Annotated in this window: 21 protein-coding genes; 8 read left to right on the top strand and 13 right to left on the bottom strand. The window is 64.2% G+C overall.

Annotation, left to right across the window (positions count from 1 at the left end; genetic code table 11):
* Positions 1–140: 140 nt before the first annotated feature.
* The 3 genes from FJ970_RS09300 to FJ970_RS09290 all read left to right on the top strand — a co-directional run bounded on the left by FJ970_RS09300 (position 141) and on the right by FJ970_RS09290 (position 5,443).
* Entirely contained in the window at positions 141–968 is an 828-nt protein-coding gene (locus FJ970_RS09300) for a MurR/RpiR family transcriptional regulator (protein WP_140756109.1), read from the top strand.
* A gap of 198 nt (positions 969–1,166) precedes the next feature.
* The gene (locus tag FJ970_RS09295) at positions 1,167–2,315 is read left to right on the top strand and encodes an efflux RND transporter periplasmic adaptor subunit (protein WP_140756111.1); all 1,149 of its coding nucleotides are present in this window, start codon (positions 1,167–1,169) and stop codon (positions 2,313–2,315) included.
* Positions 2,312–5,443 carry an efflux RND transporter permease subunit gene (locus tag FJ970_RS09290; protein WP_140756113.1) on the top strand — a complete coding sequence of 1,044 codons (3,132 nt, stop codon included), beginning with the start codon at positions 2,312–2,314 and terminating at the stop codon, positions 5,441–5,443. Before FJ970_RS09295 ends, FJ970_RS09290 begins: the two co-directional genes overlap by 4 nt.
* Positions 5,444–5,449: 6 nt before the next feature.
* Here FJ970_RS09290 and FJ970_RS09285 read toward each other — a convergent pair whose 3' ends face one another.
* The 6 genes from FJ970_RS09285 to FJ970_RS09260 form a co-directional block, all read right to left on the bottom strand.
* A complete protein-coding gene (locus FJ970_RS09285; RefSeq protein WP_140756115.1) occupies positions 5,450–5,860 on the bottom strand; it encodes a GtrA family protein in 411 nt (136 codons plus the stop codon).
* Positions 5,857–6,675 (bottom strand): ChbG/HpnK family deacetylase, encoded by an 819-nt coding sequence (locus FJ970_RS09280; protein ID WP_140756117.1) that lies wholly within the window; start codon positions 6,673–6,675, stop codon positions 5,857–5,859. The genes FJ970_RS09285 and FJ970_RS09280 overlap by 4 nt, the downstream gene beginning before the upstream one ends.
* Complete coding sequence (locus tag FJ970_RS09275; protein ID WP_140756119.1) at positions 6,672–7,655, bottom strand: glycosyltransferase family 2 protein; 984 nt, start codon at positions 7,653–7,655, stop codon at positions 6,672–6,674. The genes FJ970_RS09280 and FJ970_RS09275 overlap by 4 nt, the downstream gene beginning before the upstream one ends.
* On the bottom strand, positions 7,648–8,814 hold the full coding sequence (locus FJ970_RS09270) for a glycosyltransferase family 87 protein (protein ID WP_140756121.1): 1,167 nt from the start codon (positions 8,812–8,814) through the stop codon (positions 7,648–7,650). Before FJ970_RS09270 ends, FJ970_RS09275 begins: the two co-directional genes overlap by 8 nt.
* 185 nt (positions 8,815–8,999) lie before the next feature.
* Positions 9,000–10,037, bottom strand: coding sequence for a zinc-binding dehydrogenase (locus tag FJ970_RS09265; RefSeq protein ID WP_140756123.1), 1,038 nt, complete (start codon positions 10,035–10,037; stop codon positions 9,000–9,002).
* Positions 10,038–10,081: 44 nt separating this feature from the next.
* The gene (locus tag FJ970_RS09260; RefSeq protein ID WP_140756125.1) at positions 10,082–11,323 is read right to left on the bottom strand and encodes an acyl-CoA dehydrogenase family protein; all 1,242 of its coding nucleotides are present in this window, start codon (positions 11,321–11,323) and stop codon (positions 10,082–10,084) included.
* A gap of 122 nt (positions 11,324–11,445) precedes the next feature.
* Between FJ970_RS09260 and FJ970_RS09255 the strand changes: the two genes are divergently transcribed.
* From FJ970_RS09255 to FJ970_RS09235, 5 genes are all read left to right on the top strand, one after another.
* Positions 11,446–12,261, top strand: a complete 816-nt coding sequence (locus tag FJ970_RS09255; protein ID WP_140756128.1) for an SDR family oxidoreductase — start codon at positions 11,446–11,448, stop codon at positions 12,259–12,261.
* Between the two features lie 40 nt (positions 12,262–12,301).
* On the top strand, positions 12,302–12,787 hold the full coding sequence (locus FJ970_RS09250; protein ID WP_019861112.1) for a MaoC family dehydratase: 486 nt from the start codon (positions 12,302–12,304) through the stop codon (positions 12,785–12,787).
* Positions 12,784–13,818, top strand: coding sequence for a phosphotransferase (locus FJ970_RS09245; protein WP_140756130.1), 1,035 nt, complete (start codon positions 12,784–12,786; stop codon positions 13,816–13,818). Before FJ970_RS09250 ends, FJ970_RS09245 begins: the two co-directional genes overlap by 4 nt.
* Before the next feature lie 118 nt (positions 13,819–13,936).
* Positions 13,937–14,581 (top strand): TetR/AcrR family transcriptional regulator, encoded by a 645-nt coding sequence (locus tag FJ970_RS09240; protein ID WP_140756132.1) that lies wholly within the window; start codon positions 13,937–13,939, stop codon positions 14,579–14,581.
* A gap of 293 nt (positions 14,582–14,874) precedes the next feature.
* Positions 14,875–15,123, top strand: coding sequence for a DUF680 domain-containing protein (locus tag FJ970_RS09235; RefSeq protein WP_140756134.1), 249 nt, complete (start codon positions 14,875–14,877; stop codon positions 15,121–15,123).
* A gap of 49 nt (positions 15,124–15,172) precedes the next feature.
* Here FJ970_RS09235 and FJ970_RS09230 read toward each other — a convergent pair whose 3' ends face one another.
* The 7 genes from FJ970_RS09230 to FJ970_RS09200 form a co-directional block, all read right to left on the bottom strand.
* Positions 15,173–16,222, bottom strand: a complete 1,050-nt coding sequence (locus tag FJ970_RS09230) for a Gfo/Idh/MocA family protein (protein ID WP_140756136.1) — start codon at positions 16,220–16,222, stop codon at positions 15,173–15,175.
* Positions 16,222–17,007, bottom strand: a complete 786-nt coding sequence (locus tag FJ970_RS09225) for a ThuA domain-containing protein (RefSeq protein WP_140756138.1) — start codon at positions 17,005–17,007, stop codon at positions 16,222–16,224. The genes FJ970_RS09230 and FJ970_RS09225 overlap by 1 nt, the downstream gene beginning before the upstream one ends.
* A 70-nt stretch (positions 17,008–17,077) precedes the next feature.
* Complete coding sequence (locus FJ970_RS09220) at positions 17,078–17,302, bottom strand: hypothetical protein (RefSeq protein WP_140756140.1); 225 nt, start codon at positions 17,300–17,302, stop codon at positions 17,078–17,080.
* A gap of 58 nt (positions 17,303–17,360) precedes the next feature.
* On the bottom strand, positions 17,361–17,942 hold the full coding sequence (locus FJ970_RS09215) for a sarcosine oxidase subunit gamma (RefSeq protein ID WP_140756142.1): 582 nt from the start codon (positions 17,940–17,942) through the stop codon (positions 17,361–17,363).
* Positions 17,935–20,928 carry a sarcosine oxidase subunit alpha gene (locus FJ970_RS09210; protein ID WP_140756144.1) on the bottom strand — a complete coding sequence of 998 codons (2,994 nt, stop codon included), beginning with the start codon at positions 20,926–20,928 and terminating at the stop codon, positions 17,935–17,937. The genes FJ970_RS09215 and FJ970_RS09210 overlap by 8 nt, the downstream gene beginning before the upstream one ends.
* On the bottom strand, positions 20,925–21,236 hold the full coding sequence (locus FJ970_RS09205; protein WP_140756146.1) for a sarcosine oxidase subunit delta: 312 nt from the start codon (positions 21,234–21,236) through the stop codon (positions 20,925–20,927). Before FJ970_RS09205 ends, FJ970_RS09210 begins: the two co-directional genes overlap by 4 nt.
* A gap of 129 nt (positions 21,237–21,365) precedes the next feature.
* Entirely contained in the window at positions 21,366–22,619 is a 1,254-nt protein-coding gene (locus FJ970_RS09200; protein WP_140756148.1) for a sarcosine oxidase subunit beta, read from the bottom strand.
* Positions 22,620–22,786: the final 167 nt, after the last annotated feature.

Genomic DNA, 22,786 nt, shown 5'->3' with positions numbered 1-22,786 from the left:
CTGCAGTCCCCGGGGAGCGCTGTATCGAATGTTACGTATTTTGCCTCATTGCGTCCCTATGGATGATTTCATACAGTTTGCTTGGCTTTGTCAAATGCGATCTGAGGAAAAGACCGTCTGCGGGCCAAGGTGGGGAAAAGATGATTTCCAACATTGCCGAATTGATCGCCGACCGTATCGGCGCGATGCCTGCTGGTGAACGACGCGCGGCGCAGACTCTGATCGCGAGCTATCCCATGATCGGCCTGAAGACGGTCGCCGAATTCTCGGCCGCGGCCGGCGTCTCCTCGCCGACGATCCTGCGTTTTGTCGCCCGGCTCGGCTTCCAGAACTACCCGGAGTTCCAGTCGAGCCTGCAGGACGAACTGGCGGCGCAACTGCAGTCTCCGGCGATACGAACACTCAACCCGCCTTCGCCCAGCGGCGGTATGGCGTCTCCGATGCTGGAGGCGACGCTCGACAATATGCGAGAGACCTTCCGCCATCTGTCCGACAAGCAGCTTGCCGACATTGCCACCAGGCTGGCCGAGCGGCGCGGCAAGACATTCCTCATCGGCGGCCGCTTCACCGATCCGCTGGCGCGCTACATGGCCGCCCACCTGGCCGTCATCCAGCCCGATGTCTTTCACCTCGCCGGCCAAGAGAGCATGTGGCGCGACAGGCTGATCGACATGGGCAAGCGCGACGTGCTGGTGATCTTCGACATCAGGCGCTACCAGGATAGCCTAGTCCGCTTCGCCGAGAAGGCGCATCAGCGCGGCGTTCAGATCGTGCTCTTCACCGACCAGTGGCTGTCGCCGATCGCCCGCTTTGCCCGCCATGTCATCGCCGGACGAACCGCCGTGCCCTCCGCATGGGATTCTTCGGCGGCGCTTTTCGTCGTCGCCGAAACGCTGATCGGCGCCGTCACAAGACAACTCGAGGCCGACGGCGCCCGGCGCATCCGCGAGATGGAAGGCCTGCGATAAGCAGATTCCCCGGCCATCGCATCAGTTCCGCTACAGCGTCCCGAATTCACGTTACCGAGATTTAATGTGCACGATTGCGTGATAATTGCCATAAACCGATGATAATCGGGCGCGGCCGGTTGTTGCCGCCAGCCCGCATCGTCGCTGCATCCGCTTCCACCTGGAACCCAGCGGACGATTGTTGCCGCTGGGGTATCGATGTCGAGCTGGAAACAGATTGTTCTTGCATTTGTGATCGTGGTCGCCGCCGTGGCTGCGTGGGCGCGTTTCTACCCCGGCGCTCCTGAAGTGCTGGCACGCTGGGACTGGGCGTATGGCGCGACGCCTCCAGCGAAGGAAACCGCGGCGGTTGGCGCCCGGCAGGTGGGGCGCACTCGGATTGCCACGATCGTCGCGTCGCCAGCCAGCATGGCCACCATCAACGATCGCCTGCAGGCGATCGGCACCGGCCGTGCGAACGCCTCGGTGACCGTCAATCCCTACAGTTCCGGCCGCCTTGCCGAGTTGCTGGTCGAATCCGGCAGCCGTGTCGACAAGGGGCAGATCATCGCGACGCTCGATTCCGAGACGGAGATCATCGCCCAGAACCGGGCCAAGCTCGCCTTGCAGGACGCGCAAGCCAAGCTCGACCGCGTCAAGTCGCTGCGCGCCTCCAACGCCGCCACGCCGGTCGCGGTGGCCGATGCCGAAGTGGTGCTGGCCGGAGCCAAGCTGGCGCTTCAGGATGCCGAGCTTGCGCTGCGGCGCCGCTCGATCCTGGCGCCGATCGCCGGCACCGTCGGCATCCTGCCGATCTCGGCCGGCAACTACGTGACCAACCAGTCGGCGATCGCCACGCTTGATGACCGGTCCTCCATCCTGGTCGATTTCCAGGTGCCCGAGCGCTTCGCCGCCGCCGTCAAGGTCGGCGCGCAATTGACGGCGACGCCGATTGCCAATCCGAGCAACGCCTATACCGGCACGGTTTCCGCCATCGACAACCACATCGACGAAAAGAGCCGCACCCTGCTGGTCAAGGCCAAGATCGCCAACCCGGCCGATTCGCTGCGCGCCGGCATGTCGTTCGGAATCACCGTGAAGTTCCCCGGCGAGACCTATCCCGCCGTCAGCCCGCTGGCGATCCTGTGGGGATCGGACGGCGCCTATGTCTGGCGGATTGAGGACGGCAAGGCCAGGCGGTTGCCGGTTCGCATCATCCAGCGCAACACCGAAACCGTGCTGATCGACGCGGAGATCGGCAGCGGCGACATGGTGGTCACCGAAGGCACCCAAAGTGTCAGCGAAGGCGGCGAGGTTCGCATCGCTGGCCAGGAGCAACGCGCCGTCGACGCCGCGGAAGGCTCATGACCGGCACCGTCAACGCCGCCAGCGATACAGGCTTCACCGCGCTGTTCATCCGCCGGCCGGTCATGGCCTTCGTGCTGAACACCCTCATTGCCGTTGCCGGCCTCGCTGCCTTCTACGGTGTCGAGGTCCGCGAACTGCCCGACGTCGACCGCGCCGTCGTCACGGTCTCCACCACTTTCGAAGGGGCCGCGGCCGAAACCGTCGACCGCGAATTGACCGACACGATCGAGGGCGCGGTAGCCCGCGTCTCCGGCGTCAAGTCGATCTCGTCTTCCTCTTCCTTCGGCTCGAGCCGCGTCACCATCGAGTTCAACGACGGTGTCGATCTCAACGTCGCCGCCTCGGATGTCCGTGATGCCGTTGGCCGCGTCGCCAACCAGATGCCGGACACGGCCGATCCGCCACGCATCGTCAAGGCCGACGCCAATTCCGACGCGGTGATGCGGCTGGCGGTGACCTCCGACAGCATGTCGATCCAGGACATGACGGTCGTGGTCCAGGACCAGATCGAGGACGAGCTGGCAGCCGTGCCCGGCGTCGCCGACGTCCAGGTCTATGGCGATCGCGACAAGATCTTCCGCATCGATGTCGACCAGAACAAGCTCGCCAGCCTTGGCTTCACGGTCGCCGATCTCCGGGCGGCGCTCGCCTCCGTCGCCTTCGATTCCCCGGCCGGGTCGATCACCACGACCAACCAGGATCTGATCGTGCGCACCACGGCCGACGTGACGACGCCCGAGGAATTCGAAAGCATCATCATCGGCGGCACGACGCGCATCCGCGATGTCGCGACCGTCACGCTCGGCCCCGATGTCGGCCAGACAACGCTGCGTTCGGACGGCAAGACCGGCATTGGCATCGGCATCATCCGCCAGGCGGAATCAAACACGCTGGACATTTCGACCGGCGTCCAGGCCGCCGTCGCCAAGCTGCAGGAGAACCTGCCCAAGGGCATGGCGATCAAGATCACCAGCGACGACGCGGTCTTCGTAAAGGGCGCGGTGCACGAGGTCGAGATCGCGCTCGGCCTGTCGGTCACCATGGTGCTGATCGTCATCTATGTCTTCCTGCTCGACTGGCGCGCCACGCTCATCCCCGGCCTGTCGATGCCGGTCGCCATGATCGGCACCATCGCCGCCATCTATCTGGCCGGCTTCTCCGTCAACATCCTGACGCTGCTTGCCCTGGTTCTGGCCACCGGCCTTGTCGTCGATGACGCCATCGTGGCGCTGGAAAACATCGTGCGACGGCGCAACGAAGGCATGGGCCCGCGCGCAGCCGCCGTGCTCGGCGCACAGGAAGTGTTCTTCGCCGTCGTCGCCACGACGCTGACGCTGGTCGCCGTCTTCGTGCCGATCTCGTTCCTGCCCGGCCAGACCGGCGGCCTGTTCCGCGAATTCGGCTTCGTGCTTGCGATGTCGGTGCTTCTGTCCTGCGTGGTGGCACTGACGCTTTGTCCGATGCTCGCCTCGCGCATGCTAACCAGCGCGTCGCTCCACCACGAAGGCGGCCACGGCATCGGCGCGCGCATCGGCGGTGTCCTGAATGCCGGCTACAAGCGCGCGCTCCATGCATGTCTCGACGCGCCGTGGATCGTGGTTCTTGTCGCGGTGCTGTTTGCCGGCGTCGCCTTCACGCTGTTCGGCACCATCCGCCAGGAGCTGACGCCGACCGAGGACCGCGCCGCCGTGCTGTTGCGCATCAGTGCCCCGCAAGGCGTCAGCCTCGACTACACGACGCAGCAGATGCAGAAGATCGAGCGGCTGATCCAGCCGCTGCGCGATTCCGGTGAGATCATCAGCACCTTCGAGAGCGCCGGCAGGAATGGCGCCTACAACTCAGGCTTCATGGTGATGACGCTGGCGCCGTGGGACGAGCGCAGCCGCAGCCAGCAGCAGATCATGGCCGAGATCAGACAGTTGACCAAGGAGGTGCCCAACGTGCGCATCTTCCCGGTCCAACCCAACAGCCTCGGCATCCGCGGCGCCGGCAACGGCCTGCAGTTCGCGCTGGTCGGCAACGACCGCAAGGCGCTTGGCGATGCCGCGGTCAAGATCATCGCCGAGATGCAGAAGGATCCGCGCTTCCAGACGCCACGCCTGTCGATCGACCCGACCCAGCCGCAGCTCTCCGTCGCCATCGACCGGGAGCGCGCTTCCGATCTCGGCATCGACATATCAGGGCTTGCCAACACCATGCAAGCCATGCTCGACGGCAATGACGTCGTCGATGTCTACATCGCCGACCGCAGCTACGGCGTGAAGCTGGTCTCGACCACCAATCCGATCAACGACCCGACCGATCTGGAAAATGTCTTCCTCAAGACGGCGGATGGCCGCTTCGTGCCGATGTCGACCATCGCCACGCTGACCGAACGCGCCGTGCCGCCGTCGCTGTCGCGCGAGCAGCAGCAGCCTTCGGTGGCGATCACCTCGAACCTCTCGGGCAATTTCGCGCTCGGCGATGCGCTGGCGCGCGCGCAGGAAATCGCCACGCCGCTTCTGCCGCCCGGCAGCCGCATCCTGCCGCTGGCCGAGGCCGCGACTTTGGGCGAGACCAACAGCGCCATGATCACCATCTTCGGCTTCGCGCTGGTCATCATCCTCTTGGTGCTGGCCGCCCAGTTCGAGAGTTTCGTCAGTGCCGTCATCATCATGGCGACGGTGCCGCTCGGCCTTGCTTGCGCCATTTTCGCGCTGCTGTTGTCCGGCACCAGCCTCAATGCCTACAGCCAGATCGGCCTGGTGCTTCTGGTCGGCGTCATGGCCAAGAACGGCATCCTGATCGTCGAATTCGCCAACCAATTGCGCGACCACGGCCTCGGCGTGCGCGAAGCGATCGAGCAGGCCTCCACCATCCGCCTGCGGCCGGTGATGATGACGATGATCTGCACAATCCTCGGCGGTGTGCCGCTCGTGCTGGCCGCCGGCGCGGGCGCCGAGGCACGCGTGGCGCTCGGCTGGGTCATCGTCGGCGGGCTTGGCCTGGCCACCGTCTCGACGCTGTTCCTGACACCGGTCGCCTATCTCCTGCTTGGCCGTTTCGTCACGCCGAAGATCCATGAGCAAGCACGGCTGAAGCACGAACTCGAGGAAGCCGCCTACACCAATGTGGAACCGGCGCAATAGAGATAGCTATTTCAGCAGCCGGCCTTCGATCGACCAGCGCGCGGCAATAAAGTTCAGCACAGCCGCCACGATGACGCCGCCGATCTTTGCCGGCCACACGCCCGCGATACCGGCGAAGAGTGCGATCGACAGGCTGGAGACGCCGAGCGAAATCAGCGCTCCGAGCGAGACGAACCGCAGGAAGGCGTCATGCAGCCGGATGGCGTGATTGCGCTCGAACGACCAGAAGCCATTCGCCACGAAAGAGAAGATCACGGCGATCGACCACGAGACGACATTGGCGGATAGCGGCGGGACATGCAGCTTGAGCAGCAGGGAAAAGCCGGCAAGATCGATGGCCGTATTCGCCAGTCCGACAAGCGCAAAACGGACGATCTTGCTGCCGGTCGAACGCCGGGGCTGTTCGGCGCCGCTCATCCCTTGCCGTCCATGATCTCGACACCGGCGCGGGCCAGGCGTGCGCCGAACGCATCCGAGGCCAGTACCCCGAACTCCACTTCGCGCACGCCTTGCATCGGGTCGCGCGCGCGCAGCGTGTCGTCGACATGGCCGGGGTGGCACATGAACAACCCACGATCCGGCAACGCTTCGACCGCAGCCTCCAGCAATGGGGCAAACTTTTCGGGCTGCCGCCAGTCATAGATGCCTGCGAGCGGCTTCCAAACGGCAAAGCCGGCGCGCTGCATCGATTGGTTGAAGCCGGCGGCCACGGCAGCGATCGCGGCGATCTTCGGTGCGGCGGCGGCATCGCTGAGCGCCGGAGCGCCGCGCAACACCGGCCTGCCGGCAGCTTCGCGAAAATGCGCCCGCAGCCATCCGCGCACGACGGGCAGGAAATGCACGTGCTGATGACCGTCGATGAAGTCGGGCTTACGGCCCAGCGCCTCGACGAAACGACTGTACTGCGCGTCGAGTTCGGCATGGACGTCGCGTTTGTCGATCCGGCCGCGCAGGACCGGCAGGGCCAGAGAACGAAGCGGCGGCAGCCGGCCATCAGGCGCCAGGCTCGATTTGCCCGTGACGGCTGGCTGGTCCGTGAGGGTCAGGTGCAGCCCGATCGCCGCGCGGCCGCACAGTGGCTTTATGCGCGCTGCCGCCTCGGTCCATTCCGGAAAACCGGTCATGCAACTGGTGCCGGTAAGGCGTCGCCGGTCGAGCAGGTCTAGAATCCCGGCGCAAACCCCTGGCGCCAGGCCGTAGTCGTCGGCGATCAGGCGAATACGCCGCGTCATGTCCGGGACGCGCCTGCCGGCCTGTCCGACACGTCGCTGCGCAGGACATCGCGCACGAGATAGACTGGCCGGTCCTTGCTTTCCGAGAGTGTAACCCAGACATATTCGCCGATCAGGCCGAGCAAGGTGAGGTTGAGGCCACCGAGCAGGACGACGGCGACCATCAGGCTGGGATAGCCAGGCACGGCGATCCCGTAGAACATCACTTCGAAGAACACCTTGGCGCCGTAAACGCCTCCCGCCAGCGCCGCCAGCATCCCGCTCAGGCTGATGATGCGCAGAGGGATGACCGAAAATGACGTAAAGCCTTCCAGCGAAAAGGCGATCAGGTTGAGCCGGCTCCATTTCGATGTGCCGATGGCGCGGTTTTCCGGCGAATAGGGTATGGCTTTCTGGCGGAAGCCTGCCCAGGCGAACAGGCCCTTGTTGAAGCGCCGCTTGTCGCGCAGGCTGGTCAGCGCGCGCGCGACGGCACCGCGCATGACACGAAAGTCTCCCGCGTTCTCGGGGATGTCGAAACGCTGGCTGCTGTTGATCAGGCTATAAAACAGCTTCGCCAACTGGCTGCGCCGCCAGCTGGCCTCGCGCCGGTCGTTCTGGGCGTAGACGACGTCTATATCGGGGTGCTCCACCAACTCGGCAATCATCTGCAGGCTGATGTCCATGGAATGCTGCAGGTCTGAATCCATGATCAGCACCATGTCGCCGCGCGAGTGGTCGAGGCCGGCAAGCACCGCGACCTCCTTGCCGAAATTGCGGCTGAGGCGGACGATCTCCCACGATCCCGACAGGGCCTGCGAAAATCGCCCAGCGCCATCGTCGCGGCTGCCGTCGTCGACCAGGATCTTGTGGACGGCCATGCCGAAACGGCTTGATACCGCCTCCTCGAGTCTCTCGAGCAGCGCGGCAAAGGCCGACGCCGATTGCGCCTCGTTGAAGAAGGGCGCCACGATATCGAGTTTCTGACGCAACTCAGCCATGTGCAACGGGTCCGACATTCAGTGTCTTTTGGCGCGCCTTGGCCCAGAACCACCAGATCAGCGAACAGGCGATGAAGGTGACCGCGAGCGGCCGGAACCAGGGGTAGAAGAAATCATGCATGTGGCGCTCGACGCCGGTCAAACCTGTGAGGAACAATACCGTCGACAGCACCGAAGCCAGGACACCGCCACGCTCCTCCCGCCACAGTATGGCGATGGCGAGACCGGCAGGCACGGCGATCATGGCATAGGTATTTGGCTCGACGCGCGGATTGAAGACGCACATGTAGAAGGCGGCCGTCAGGAAGATCGCCAGTCCGGCCATTCCAGGCCGCAGCTTGCGGTCGAACCAGAGGACGATCGATAGCGTGAGCAGTGCCACGACGACGCGCACGATCGTGGCGGCGAATTCAGGCATGGGCACTCCCACCGAGGTGAAAGGCGCCGTGAAGTCGCTGGGGACGAAGCGGCCGGACTTGTCGACGGCCATAGAAGTCAGCATGCGGGCGAAATCACCGTACTGCTCGTTGACGTAGCCTGCAGGTGCGAAGGCATATGGTATGGCGAGCACGAACAACACCGCCAGCGCGAGCACGGGTATCAGCCGCAGGCGCAAGGCCCCCACCAGCAACAGCATGATGATCGCGGTTGGTTTGGCGATGATGGCGACCGAAGCCCAGAAGAAGGTCTCGGCGCGCCGCCCTTCGAGCGCAGACAGGGTCAGGAGCCAGCAGGCACCGGTCAGGAGGATCGTCGCCTGGCCGTTGCGGACGGCACCCAGCGCCATCGGCAAGGCAAGGAAGAGCCCGAAGGAAAGCAGCCACGGCAATTCTTCACCGCCGAGCTTGCGCACCTGCCGCATCGCCGCGAAGGTGAGCGCCGCGAAGCCCACCGCATGCCACACCACGCCGCCCAGATACGGTCCAAGCTTCAGCACCGGAATGTAGAGCGCGGCGAAGGCCGGCGCGTAGAGATAGCCCATCTCCGACTGGAGATTGTACAGTGGCTGGCCGCTGAGGAATGCCTCGCTGCCATATCCGTAGGCCTGCATCACCGTGCGCGTGTAGGGCGACCATAACACCAGGCCGAGAACGACCAGGAATGCCCCGACCCACATACCCAGCCCCAAACGGTCGAAAACCGGCTTGGAAATCGTCATCAATACACCCCGCACGCCATCGCGGAAGACGCCTCAGCCTAGCGCCTTCCCGGCATTCGATGGCGGCGACATATCACGGACAAAGCGACGAGGCATAGGGGGCTCAATGGCGTAAGCGGCGATCCCGCCGTTCCGATGGCAGCTGGACACGTGATTGTGTCGAGCGTCGAGAGCAAGGTCACCGCTTAAGGCCGGATCAATACCTTGCCGTTGGGCTTGGCCAGTTCCCCCGGCACGCGCGCCATTGCCTCGGCCAGCGGAATGACCGCCGTCACGTCTGTCGACCAGCGCCCGTCGGAAAACCGCTTCTGCGCCTCGAGGATCGCCGGACCACGCCGATCCCTAGATTGCCGCATCCATTCGCTCAGCCAGAAGCCCTCTATGCGCTTGTGCTGGAAGATCAGCTGGCCGGGCTCGCGGATGATGGTGGCCTCGGGATCGAGCCGGCCGTAGATGATCCAGCGCGCCCGTTTCGGCATCGCATTGAAGATGGCTGACGCCAGCGGGCCGGTGACCGCATCGAGGAAGATGCGCGGCTGTTCGGCCCTCATCACCTCGCGCAGCGTGGCCTCGAAATCCGGTGCCTTCTCGTTGAGGACATGCGCCGCGCCAAGCTCTTTCAGCAACGCGATCTGCTCGTCGCGACGCACGGTGACGACAGGCCGAAACCCTTCCTCCCTGGCCAGGCCGATGATCAGCTTGCAGAGCTGGCTGGCGCCGGCGGTCATGACGAAGGCCTTTTCGCCTTCCTGTTTGACGATGTCGAACATGGCGATCGCGGTCAGCGGATTGACGATCATCGCCGCGCCATCCTCGTCGCGCACCGTATCGAGCAGTTGAATGCAGGCTGCCGCCTCGGCGATGGCATATTCAGCCCACGAGCCCCAATTGCTAAGGCCGGTGGCGAAGGCGACACGCTTGCCGACGAGGCTCTTGGGATAGGGCTCCCCGCCACCCGCGACGACCGTGCCGACGCCCTCGAAGCCGGCCGGCTGGCCCTTGGCGCGCGGCTGGCCATACTGGCCCTTGATGAAGGCGACATCCGATGGATTGATCGAAGCCAGGCTGACCTTGATCAGCACCTGGCCCGGTCCGGGCACAGGTACGGCGATGCTGCCTGGTTCGAGATACGGCTCCATCGCCTCGAGCGCACTGCCGCTCGGCGTCTTGGTATAGCCGTCACCGACCAAGAGCAGCGCCTTCATTTCGGAGGGGATCGTCATTGGTGGTATTCCTTGTTTGTCGGCGGCAAGGCGGCCGGCAGCGCTCAGACCTTCTCCTGCGTGTATTTCTTCAGTTCCGTCCGCGCCACCTGCCGCCGATGCACGGCATCCGGCCCGTCGGCGAGGCGCAGCGTCCTGAGGTGCGTCCACGAGCGCGCCAGCGGCGTGTCCTGGCTGATGCCTTGCGCGCCGAACATCTGCACCGCCTCGTCTGTGACCTTCAGCGCGACACGCGGTGCGATGACTTTGATCTGGCTGATCCAGGGGGCCGCGGCACGCGCGTCGCCCTGGTCGATCATCCACGCCGCCTTGAGGCAGAGCAGCCGGGCCATCTCGATCTCCATGCGGCATTCGGCGATGATGTCGAAATTGGCGCCTAGCTTCGCCAGCTTCTGGCCGAAGGCCTCGCGGCGCATGGAACGCTGGCACAGCATCTCCAGCGCCATCTCGGCCTGGCCGATGGCGCGCATGCAGTGGTGGATGCGGCCGGGGCCGAGACGGCCCTGCGCGATCTCGAAACCCCTGCCCTCGCCGAGGATCAGGTTCGAGGCTGATATCAGCACATTGTCGAAGCGAAGATGCATGTGGCCGTGCGGCGCATCATCGTCGCCATAGACCTGCATGGCGCGAACCTTGGTCACGCCTTTCGTGTCCGAGGGAACCAGGATCATCGAATGACGGCGATGCCGTGGCTCGTCATCGCCGCCGGTTCGCACCATGACGATGTAGATGGCGCAGCGCGGATCGCCGGCGCCCGACGCCCACCATTTCTCGCCATTGAGCACATAGTCGCCGCCCTGCCGCTCGCAGCGCATGGAAATGTTAGTGGCGTCGGAGGAAGCGACATCCGGCTCCGTCATCAGATAGGCCGAGCGGATTTTTCCGTCCAACAGCGGCTCGAGCCATTCCCGCTTATGCTCGGCCGAGCCGTAGCGTTCCAGAACCTCCATGTTGCCGGTGTCGGGCGCGGAGCAGTTGAAGGTTTCGGCGCCGAGATGGGCCTTGCCCATCTCCTCTGCCAGATAGGCGTATTCGACGGTGGACAGGCCGTAGCCGCGTTCCGAGCCGGTCAGCCAGAAGTTCCACAGCCCTCGTTCCCAGGCGGTCTTCTTCAGCCCTTCGAGGATCTCGCTCTGTCGCTTGCTGTAGACCCAGCGGTCGCCGGCCTTGCCGACTTCGCCCAGAAATTCCTTGTCGAGCGGCATGATCTCGTCGCGCACCATGGCCGCGACGCGTGCGTGGATCGGCTTCAGCCGCTCGGTCATGCCGAGATTCATCTGCGTCATCGGTCGCTAACCCTTCATGCAGGCCGGGCATTTTATCCGTGGCAAGGATGACCGTACTTCGGATAGCCTTGTCAACGCGAACTGTTTTGCCGGCAGGCGAGGCAAAGGCGCGGAGAATTTGGATGAGCTATCTGGATGAGCTGTTTTCGGTTGCCGGCAAGACCGCGCTGGTGACGGGAGCGGCGACCGGCATCGGCCGTATGGCGGCAACCGCGCTGGTCAAGGCCGGTGCCAGCGTGATGATCGCCTCGCGCAAAGGCGAGGACTGCATCAAGGTCGCCGGCGAATTGAACGGACTTGGCGCCCCGGGCCGGGCGGAAGGCTTTGCCGGCGATGTCTCCAGTGAGGCTGGCATTGCCGCTCTGGCCGGCGAAGTCAAGGCGCGGACCGAAAGACTGCATATTCTGGTCAACAATGCCGGCGTGTCCTGGGGCGCGCCGCTGGAGAGCTTCCCTTATTCGGCATGGGCCAAGGTGTTCGGCGTCAATGTCACCGCGGTCTTCCATCTGACACGCGAATTGCTGCCGCTGCTCGATGCTGCTGCAAGCGACGCCGATCCGGCCCGGGTGATCAATCTGGGCTCGGTGATGGGCACGCAGCCGCTGGCCGATGACGCCTACTCCTACACTGCCTCAAAGGCCGCGGTGCACCACCTGACACGCACGCTGGCGATCGAATTCGCTGGCCGCCGCATCACCGTCAACGCCTTCGCCCTAGGCCCGTTCCAGAGCCGCATGACCGCATTCGCCACCGGCACGGACGAACAGGCCAGGCATGTCGGCAGCCATGTCCCGATCGGCCGCATCGGCACACCGGATGACATTGCCGGCGCAACGCTCTATTTGTGCAGCCGTGCAGGCAGCTATGTCACCGGCGCCATCCTGCCGATCGACGGCGGGCAGTCGGTGCAGCATGGGTTGACCTTGTTCAAGGAATGACATTTTCCGGCCGCAGAAGCCGGGGGTGAAACAGGAGGACATGAGCGTGGAACCGATAAGTCTCGATGTGCTTCTGGCCAGCGTCGGCAAGGAGGTCGGCGTTTCGCCCTGGCGTGTGGTTACGCAGCGCATGATCGACCAGTTCGCCGACGCCACCGACGACCACCAGTTCATCCACTGCGATCCAGAGCGGGCCAAGCGCGAAACGCCGTTCGGCGGCACCATCGCGCATGGTTTCCTGTCGCTGTCGCTGCTATCGGCGATGACGTTCGAGACCATGCCACCGCTGGAAAACGGCAAGATGGGCGTCAACCATGGCTTCGATTCGCTGCGCTTCCTGGCGCCGGTGAAGACCGGCGCGCGCATCCGCACCCGTTTCGTGCTGGCCGACGTCAAGGTCAGGCCATCGGGCTGGGTGCAGACGGCGCACGACGTGACCATCGAGATCGAAGGTTCGAAGAAACCGGCGCTGACCGCCCGCTGGCTGACGCTGACCTTGATTGAACGTCAGCCCGAGACTGCATGAGCGACCCGAACGCGCTTGACCAGGCGGCGCTTGCGCCTTACCTCGAGGCGCACATCCCGGGCTTTTCCGGGCTCACGGCAATCGAAAAATTCAAATCCGGCCAATCCAACCCGACCTATCTCCTGACGGCGGCAAGCGGCCGTTACGTGCTGCGCGCCAAGCCGCCAGGCCAACTCCTGAAATCGGCGCACCAGGTCGACCGCGAATTCCGGGTGATGAAGGCGCTTTTGGGCACCGCCGTGCCTGTCCCAGAAATGCTGCATCTGTCGGCCGAGGATTCGCCGATCGGCCGCATGTTCTACGTCATGGATTTCCTCGATGGCCGCATCTTCTGGGATCCGGCGCTGCCTGACGCCCGCGACAACGGTGAGCGCGCCGCGATCTACGACGCCATGAACGCGACGCTCGCCGCCCTGCGCGATGTCGATGTCGAGGCCGTGGGTCTCGGCGATTTCGGCCGCCCCGGCAGTTACTTCGAGCGGCAGCTGGCACGCTGGACCAGCCAGTACCGTGCCTCCGAGACCGGCACCATTGCTGACATGGATCACCTGATTGCCTGGCTGGAAACCCATATGCCGGCCGATGATATCAGGGTGTCGCTGGTGCATGGCGACTACCGGCTGGACAATCTGATCTTCGCGCCGGACCAGCCGAGGGTACTGGCGGTGCTCGACTGGGAATTGTCGACGCTTGGCCACTCCTTCGCCGACATCGCCTATCAGTGCATGCAATGGCGCCTGCCGCATGATTCCGGCTTTCGCGGCCTGGGCGGCGTCGATCGCTCGGCACTTGGCCTGCCCGGCGAAGAAGATTATGTCACCGCCTATTGCCAGCGGCGTGGGCTCGCCGGCATCGACAACTGGACGTTCTTCCTCGCCTTCTCCTTCTTTCGGTTGGCGGCAATCTGCCAGGGTGTCTACAAGCGGGCGCTCGACGGCAACGCTTCCAACCCGGAGAAGGCCAAAACCTATGGCGAGGCGGTCAAATTGCTCTCGCACCTCGCCGCCAAACTGATCGACGAGCAGACCTAAGGGGGAAACGTCATGGGTAGCTTCTGACGCCTGCCGCTTGGGAACCCGCGGCACCCTTGTTCGTTTCCGTACAGCGTATATAATTTAGCCAGGCACCGACCAGAAAAGGGCAACAGACTTGCCGCTGAGCGTCCAGAAACGCCGCGAGAAACAAAAGGCCGAACTGCGCTCGGAGCTTGTCGCGGCCGCGCACAAGCTCGTCCAGGAAGAAGGCTACGAAGGCCTGACCATCCGCAAGCTGGCCAAGCGGGTCGGGTATGCGCCTATGTCGGTCTATTCCTACTTCGCCGACAAGCAGGACATCCTGTTCGCGCTGGCCGAGGACGCGTTCGAAACGCTCGCCCGTCGCATCGAGGAGCACCCATCGGACGATCCGATCGAGGCCTTGCAGGCGGTCATGACCGAATATGCCGCCTTCGGGCTCGGCAATCCCAACGAATACCGCACCGTCTTCATGACCGAAAAGACCAAGCTGCCGGAAGGCAGGAGTTACGAGGACATGGAGGAAGGCAACCCGGCGATGAAGGCGCTGATCAGCAGGGTCGAGGCCTGTGTCGCCGCCGGCAAATTGCATGGCGATCCGCGCGCCATTGCCACCATGCTGTGGGCGGTCGGCCATGGCACGATCTCGCTGTTGATCACCTTCCCCTTTTATCCGTTCGGCGACCCGCAGGCTTTCGTCAAACGCATGTGCGATTTCACCCTTGCCACGCTCAGCACGCAAGATGTGCCGCCGTTGACCGAGACACCGGTCAACTGCTGAGCGCCAGCCCTTTCGTCTTCCCGTTTCCTCACCGCCCTCGCAGCCAAGTCTAGCTAATGCATGTCGCCCGGAAGTGTCCTCGGTTCCGGGATAACGACATGCATAAAATCAGAAGCTTACAGCAGGTCGGGCGAATCTTATTCGCCGCGACACGCTGTAGGCGAATTTCTTGGTTAACAAAAGTTTACCGTACGCGTACGATTCTCCCTTGAACTCCCCGATCGTCGGACGTATTTGTACGAAACAACGTACGTGTACGGAAACAAATTCACCGTCGAAAACGGAGACCGACCATGAAAAAGACACTTCTCACCCTCGCCGCCGTGCTGGCACTTTCGGGCTCGGCTTTTGCCGCCGGCTCCGCTCACCCGGTCAAGCACCCGACTGCAGCGACCTGCGTCGACATCAGGACCAATGTGAAGCTCGATTGCGCTTCGACCGGCTCGGTCGATAAGAAGGCTTCCAAGCAAGCCACGACCGACGGCAAGGGTCCGCGGCTCGGAATCACGGTGAACCCGTGGATCATGCCGAGCGCCTACTGAGATTTTCGGAAAGTCGGTTCTGGCCGGCTCAACCGGCCAGATGGTGATTTCAGGCGACCGAGACCGGCAGCTTGGTCGCTGAACTTTCGAAGGCCGCGTCGATCAGCTTCTGCATGTCTGCGGCCCGCCGGAACGACGGATCGCCGTTCTGTCCGGTATCGAGCGCATCGGCAAAGCGCCGGGCGTTGCGCTTGACTTCGGGCGGCATCAGCGTCCGCCAGCGCTGGTGGTCGACATCCTCGCCAAGGCAGGCGGACAGGTGCGAAACCTTGCCGTCGGTCTCGACCTTGATCGCGCCCTTGGTGCCATGCAAGGCCAGCGACAAATCGTTGCCGTGACCTGTCGTGTAGCGGCTGGCCATGATCGTGGCCAGCGCCCCGGATTTGAGCCGCGCCGTCATCGCCACGCTGTCATTGGCGTCGAGCACATAGTCGCCGATGCGATCGCCCTCCGCTTTCGGAAACGTCACCAGGTCGGCATGCAGACCGACGATATCCTGGGCCGCGCCATAGCTGGCGAAATCCAGGATGTGGATGCCGACATCACCCAGAACACCTGTCGAACCGTGTCGGCTCGACAGGCGCCACAGCCATTTGTCGTCGATCCGCCAGTCGCCCCAAAACTTGCTGACCAGCCAGCTTTGCCTGTAGCCCGCCTCGACATGGCGCAGCTCGCCGATCTCGCCGGCCTGCACCATGCGTCGGGCCTCGTGGATCACGGGTGAGTTGCGATAGGTCAGGTTGACCATGTTGACGAGCCCGGCCGCCTCGGCGGCTTCGCTCATCGCAAGCGCATCGGCATGGTTGGGCGCCAGCGGCTTTTCGCAGAACACATGTTTCCCGGCGGCAAGCAGGGAGAGCGTCGTCGCCTTGTGGACGCCGTCCGGCGTCGCGTTGATGGCGGCATCGAACTCACCCCAGGCGATCGCCGCTTCGAGGCTTTCGAAGAAATTGCCTATCTTGTTGGCGGCAGCGAACGCCGCCGCGCGGCCCGGCAGAGAATCGACGCAGGCGACGATGCTGCAGCCCGGAACCTGACCGAACTCCTCGATATGATGCGCCGCGATCCAGCCGGTGCCGAGCAAAAGCAAGCGATGCATCAGCTCAACCCCTTATCACCGTCGGCATGCAGGCGCAGGCCTTTCTGGACAATCTTCTCCTTGGCCTTGTCCGTCGGTACATTCGGCGCATTGGTGATGCCGGCCCAGGCCGGGGCCGGGTTGTGTGCCCAATGCACGGCGTTGCGCAGCACCTGCTGAACGCCTTCATTGTGATAGATCGGATAGGTCTCGTGGCCGGGCGAGAAGTAGAAGATTTTTCCCGCGCCGCGCTGGTAGGTCAGCCCCGATCGGAACACCTCGCCGCCCTCGTACCAGGAGATAAACACCGTCTCCAGCGGCTCCGGCACCGCGAACGGCTCGCCATACATTTCCGTCTCGCCGATCTCCAGGCATTCGCCGATGCCTTGGGCGATCGGGTGGCCGCGGTTGATCGCCCAGACCCGCTCGCGCTCGCCCGCCTCGCGCCATTTCAGCGAACAAGGCGTGCCCATAAGCCGCTTGAATATTTTCGAGTAATGGCCGGAATGAAGCACGATCAGCCCCATGCCTTCCCAGACCCGCTTCTGCACGCGCTCGACGATCTCGTCCTTGACCTCGCCATGGGCGGCATGGCCCCACCATAGAAGCACGTCGGTGGCCGCCAGGCGCGTCTCGCTCAGGCCGTGTTCGGGTTCCTGCAAGGTGGCGGTGGTCGCCTCAATGCGCTTGTCCTGGTTGAGCGCGGCGGCAATGGTGCCGTGCATGCCCAGCGGATAGAGGTCGCGCACGGCGGCATTGGTCTGTTCATGGACGTTCTCGCCCCAGACAACGGCTTCTATTGGCATTTTTCCTCTCCAAAGCGCTTTGAATACCGCATCCACCGAAGCATTGGGAAGACGCCTTCAGCCAAAAATTTCAGGGCTTGCGGGTCTTGCGGCCAGGAACTGTCTTGGCCTTGCCGGCTTTGGCCGGCGCGCCGGAAATGGACGACCCCGTAATCGACACGGGATCGCTGGCCGGGAACGTATCCTCGAGGCCTTCCTCGAGCTCTTCTTCGGCGTCGGCTTCCTGGCGCCGCTCAAGTTCTAGCGAGCGGACTGCCGCGGTTTTCGGCGATTTCGGCGCGGACTTCGACGGCATCGGCAATTCTCCTCGACCTGTCGCCGCACAACGGACGCGAGCGGCAAACGTTCCGGGGTCAGCCAGCGGCGTCGCGGGCTCCTTCGGACAGGAAAGTAAAGACATAGTCCGAGAAGGAACGCCAGCACTCGACCCGGAAGCCTTCGTCGGCCGTGCGCAACAGCACGATCTCGGCCTTGCCCAGGATGGTGCGCGAAGCGGCGCCCACCGGGAAGGCTTCGAGCGACAGATCCTGCGGGCAGCCCGAATTGATCGCGGCTTCCGCCGCCGGACCGGTGACTGAAATCGCGATGTTGCGATGCGAGATACCGACCGACGAGTGCAAGGCTGAAACCTTTGCGCAATCGGCGAGTGGGTCCTTGCCGGCCTCGTCGATGACAAGCCATTCGTCCGGCCCAAGCCACAGCGCCGTACGCCCGCCCTTCGACACTGATGTTTTCGGCTTCTTCGGCAAGGTCAGGCCGAGCGCCTTCGACAGTGCGGCGACCGAAGCTTCCGGCGCGCGCAGCGAGACGCGCTCGGCCGGCGGCAGCACCTCGACCTTGACACCCGTTGCGGAGACGGTGCGCCCGGCCAGTGCCGGACGCCGCTCTGCCGAGGGCGAAGCCGTCGCGGCCGTCTTTGCAGCAGCCTTAGCCATTGAGGCGCCCTCCCGTCTCGTCGAAGAACACCATGCCGGTAACCTCCACTTCGATCACCCCGTTCGGCATCGGCACGTAGAGCGTATCGCCCATCCGGTCACGCCCGCCGGCGACCAGCGCCAGCGCGATCGAACGGCCGCAATTTTGCGACCAATAACTCGATGTGACATGGCCGATCATCTTCATCGGAATCGCCTGCTTCGGATCCTCGACGATCTGCGCGCCTTCTTCCAGCACCACCTTGGGGTCCTTGGTTTTGAGGCCGACCAGTTGCTTGCGGCCTTTGGCCACGAGGTCAGGCCGCGTCAGGCCGCGAATGCCGACGAAGTCGGCCTTCTTCTTGCCGACCGCCCAGTCGAGACCGGCATCGTTGGGCGTCACCGTGCCGTCCGTATCCTGGCCGACGATGATATAGCCCTTCTCGGCGCGCAACACGTGCATCGCCTCGGTGCCGTACGCGGTGGCGCCATGCTTCTGGCCCTCGGCCCACAGCGCTTCCCAGACCGCCTGGCCATGGTCGGCCGGCACATTGACCTCGAAACCGCGCTCGCCGGTGAACGACATGCGAAACAGCCGTGTCGGCACGCCGCAGATCTTGCCCTCGCGCACCGACATATGCGGCAGCGCTTCATCGGACATGTCGATGCCTTCGACCAGCGGCGCGATGATGTCGCGGGATTTCGGACCCTGCACGGCGATGACCGCCCACTGCTCGGTGATCGAGGTCAGCCAGACATTGAGATGCGGGAACTCGGTCTGGAGGTAATCCTCCATGTGGTTCATGACGCGCGGCGCGCCGCCCGTCGTCGTGGTGACATGGAAACGGTCCGGCGCCAGCCTGCCGACGACACCGTCATCATAGATGAAGCCGTCCTCGCGCAGCATGATGCCATAGCGGCAGCGGCCTGGCTCCAGCTTCTCCCACGGGTTGGTGTAGAGCAGTTCCATGAATTTGGCCGCATCCGGCCCGACCACTTCTATCTTGCCCAGCGTCGAGGCATCGAACAGGCCGGCCTGGTTGCGGACGGCGACGCATTCGCGGTCGACCGCCGCATGCATGTCCTCGCCGGCTTTCGGGAAATACCAGGCGCGCTTCCATTGGCCGACATCCTCGAACACCGCGCCTTGCGCCTCGGCCCAGGGATGGATTGCCGTCTTGCGGGTCGGGTCGAACAGCGGCCCACGCGCGTGGCTGACGATCGCGCCGAAGGTGACCGGCGTGTACGGCGCGCGGAACGTGGTCAGGCCGACCTCGGGGATCGGCTTGCCCAGCGTCTCGGCGGCAATCGCCAGCCCGTGCATGTTGGACGTCTTGCCCTGGTCGGTCGCCATGCCGTTGGTGGTGAAGCGCTTGACATGCTCGATCGAGCGCATGCCTTCATGCACCGCCTGGCGGATATCCTTGGCGGTGACGTCGTTCTGGAAATCGACGAAGGCTTTCACCGTCGTGTCCGGCCCGGCGCCGGGTGCCGCACCCAGCATGCCGCGCGACCAGCTCTCCGAGGCGTCCACCTTCGGCTTCACACCTTTGGCGGCTTTCGCGCCAGCATCCTTGGCCGCCTTGGCGCCCGCCGCATAGGCTTCGTCAACCGTTGCCGACAGGCCGTCAGTGCCGTTGCAGGCGCCGACCGAGACGCAGTCCTGCGCATAGGTGCCCGGCACGAAGCGCTTGGTCTCGTCGTTGAAGGCGACCTTGCCGCGCGACTGCGAGAACAGATGCACCGACGGCGTCCAGCCGGCCGACATCAGGATCGCATCGACCGCGATGGTGCGTTCGCCGCCGCCATTCTTCGGCTGCACCGTCATCGACGACACGCGCAGCTTGCCGCCGGCGCGGATCACAGCACGGCCGAAATTGATCTCGATGCCGAGCGCCCTCGCCTCGTCGATCACCGGGCCGGTCGGGTTGTCACGCAGATCGACGATCGCCGCCACGTTGACGCCGGCCTTCTTCAGGTCGATCGCGGCGCCGTAGGCCGAGTCATTGGCGGTGTAGACACCGACATTTTTTCCGACCGCGACACCATAGTGATTGAGGAAGGTGCGCGCCGCGCCGGCCAGCATGACGCCTGGCCGGTCGTTGTTGGCGAACACCATGTGGCGCTCGATGGCGCCGGAGGCCAGCACCACGCGCTTGGCGCGGACCTGCCAGAGCCGCTCGCGCGGCAGGTCGTGACCGGGAGCCTTCAGGTGATCGCTGACGCGCTCGACCAGGCCGACGAAATTCTGCGCGTAATAGCCGAACGCCGTGGTGCGCGGCAGCACGCGGACATTGTCCATCGCACTCAGCCTGGCGATCGCCGCTTGCGCCCAGGCAAAGCCGCCCTGGCCGTCGATTTTCGCACCAGACTCGAAGCGCAGGCTGCCGCCGAACTCGGCCTGCTCGTCCGCGAGGATGACGCGCACGCCGGTCTCTGCCGCGGCAAGTGCCGCCGCGATGCCGGCGGCACCACCGCCCAGCACCAGAACGTCGCAATGGGCGTAGCGCGAGGAATAATGGTCTGGATCCGGCCTGTCGGGAGAGACGCCAAGGCCGGCGGCTTCGCGGATCTTCGGTTCGTAGAGGCTCTTCCAGGCCGCCTTCGGCCACATGAAGGTCTTGTAGTAGAAACCGGCCGAAAACAGCGGCGATGCCAAATCGTTGACCGCACCGACATCGAAGGACAGCGACGGCCAGCGGTTCTGCGAATTGGCGGCGAGCCCGTCATAGAGTTCCTGCACCGTCGCGCGCACGTTCGGCGTCTTGCGCGCGTCATCACGCACGATCTGCACCAGAGCGTTGGGCTCTTCCGCGCCGGCCGACAGGATGCCGCGCGGGCGGTGGTACTTGAACGAACGGCCGACCAGATGCACGCCATTGGCAAGCAGCGCCGAGGCCAATGTGTCGCCCTCGATGCCGGCATAGGCCTGGCCGTCGAAGCTGAAGCGGGCGGCCTTGGCCTGGCTGAGGCGTCCGGCGCCCGGAATACGCAACGCGCCGCTCATTTGGCAAGCCCTTCGTTGGAGTTATTGGGCAGCTTGGAAGGTTTCGGCTCGCCGGCCTTGTAGGTCATGACGAACTTGTCGGTGACGGTGTCGCGCACCGCGTTGAAGAAGCGCGCGCAGCCATGCATGTGCCGCCAGCGTTCATAGATGATGCCCTTGGGATTGGAGCGGATGAAGAAGAACTTCTCGAAATCGTCGTCGCTCTCGCCGGCCATGTTGGCCGAGCGCGCTATATGCGCCTCGCCGGCGTTGCGGAATTCGAGTTCCGGGCGCTCTTCCTCGCAATAGGGGCAGCGGATGAGAAGCATTCTGTTTGTTCCTACAATTCGCCGTGGCCGACGCGCGCGCCGGCGGGTTGATCGCAAAGCTTCTGGCCCATGGTCATCAATGGAGCCCCGCCAGCATCAGCGGCATCGCCACAGCCATCTCGGTCATCATCAGTGCGCCACCGCCGCCGCAGCAGCCTCGTCGATGAGGCGGCCGGTGCGGAAGCGTTCGATGGTGAAGGGCGCGTTGATCGGATGCGGATCGTCCTTGGCGATGGTGTGTGCAAAGACATGGCCCGAGCCAGGCGTGGCCTTGAAGCCGCCCGTGCCCCAGCCGCAATTGACATAGAGGCCTGGCACCGGCGTCTTGGCCAGGATCGGCGAGCGGTCGGGCGTCACGTCGACGATGCCGCCCCACGAGCGCAGCATCTTCATGCGCGTGAAGACCGGGAACATCTCGCAGATGGCGTCCAGCGTATGCTGCAAGATGTGAAGCCCGCCGGTCTGCGAATAGGAAACATACTGGTCGGTGCCGGCGCCGATCACCAGTTCGCCCTTGTCGGACTGCGAGATATAGGCGTGGACCGTGTTCGACATCACAACGCAGGGCACGACCGGCTTGACCGGCTCCGACACCAGCGCCTGCAGCGGATAGCTCTCCAGCGGCATGCGCACGCCTGCCATGTTCATGATGACGGAGGAGTGTCCGGCGGCGACGACGCCGACCTTCTTGGCGCCGATGAAGCCGCGCGTCGTGTCGACGCCGGTCACCGCGCCGTTGGCAGCCCGCTTGACGCCAGTGACCTCGCAGTTCTGGATGATGTGGACGCCGCGCGCCGAAGCCCCGCGCGCATAACCCCAGGCGACCGCGTCATGGCGCGCCGTGCCGCCGCGGCGCTGCAAGGCAGCCCCGACGACCGGATAGCGCGCGTCTTTCGAGGTGTTGAGCGGCGGGCAGAATTCCTTGGCCTGTTCCGGCGTCAGCCATTCATTGTCGATGCCGTTCAGCCGGTTGGCGTGGACATGGCGCTTCAGCACCTGGATGTCGTGCACATTGTGCGCCAGCATCATGACGCCGCGAGCCGAATACATGACGTTGTAGTTGAGTTCCTGGCTCAGCCCGTCCCACAGTTTCAAAGCGTGGTCGTAGATGCCGGCGCTCTCGTCATAGAGATAGTTGGAGCGGATGATGGTGGTGTTGCGGCCGGTGTTTCCGCCACCCAGCCAGCCCTTTTCCAGGACCGCGACATTGGTGATGCCGTGCACGGTGGCCAGATAATAGGCCGTCGCCAGGCCGTGGCCGCCGGCGCCGACGATGATGACATCGTACTCCTTCTTCGGCTCCGGCGAGGACCATTGTTCCTCCCAGCCCTTGTGGCCGCGCATGGCCTCGCGGGCGATGGCGAATACAGAGTATTTCTTCACGGTCCAGCCTCGCAAATGGCAGCCGGGCGTTCATCATCAAGCCCCGGCGCGCGAGGTGTATCACTAGCGAAACAGCGCTGCCATCCTTGCGCTGTTTGCGACGGCGCTTGCCGTTTTGCGCCGCGTTGAAAAAGAGGTATCCGGTCTGGCCCCGATGATTGCCTTCA

Origin of the sequence: Mesorhizobium sp. B2-1-8 (assembly GCF_006442545.2) — a bacterium.
Classification (GTDB): domain Bacteria; phylum Pseudomonadota; class Alphaproteobacteria; order Rhizobiales; family Rhizobiaceae; genus Mesorhizobium.
This window is presented reverse-complemented; position numbering and strand designations above follow the sequence as displayed.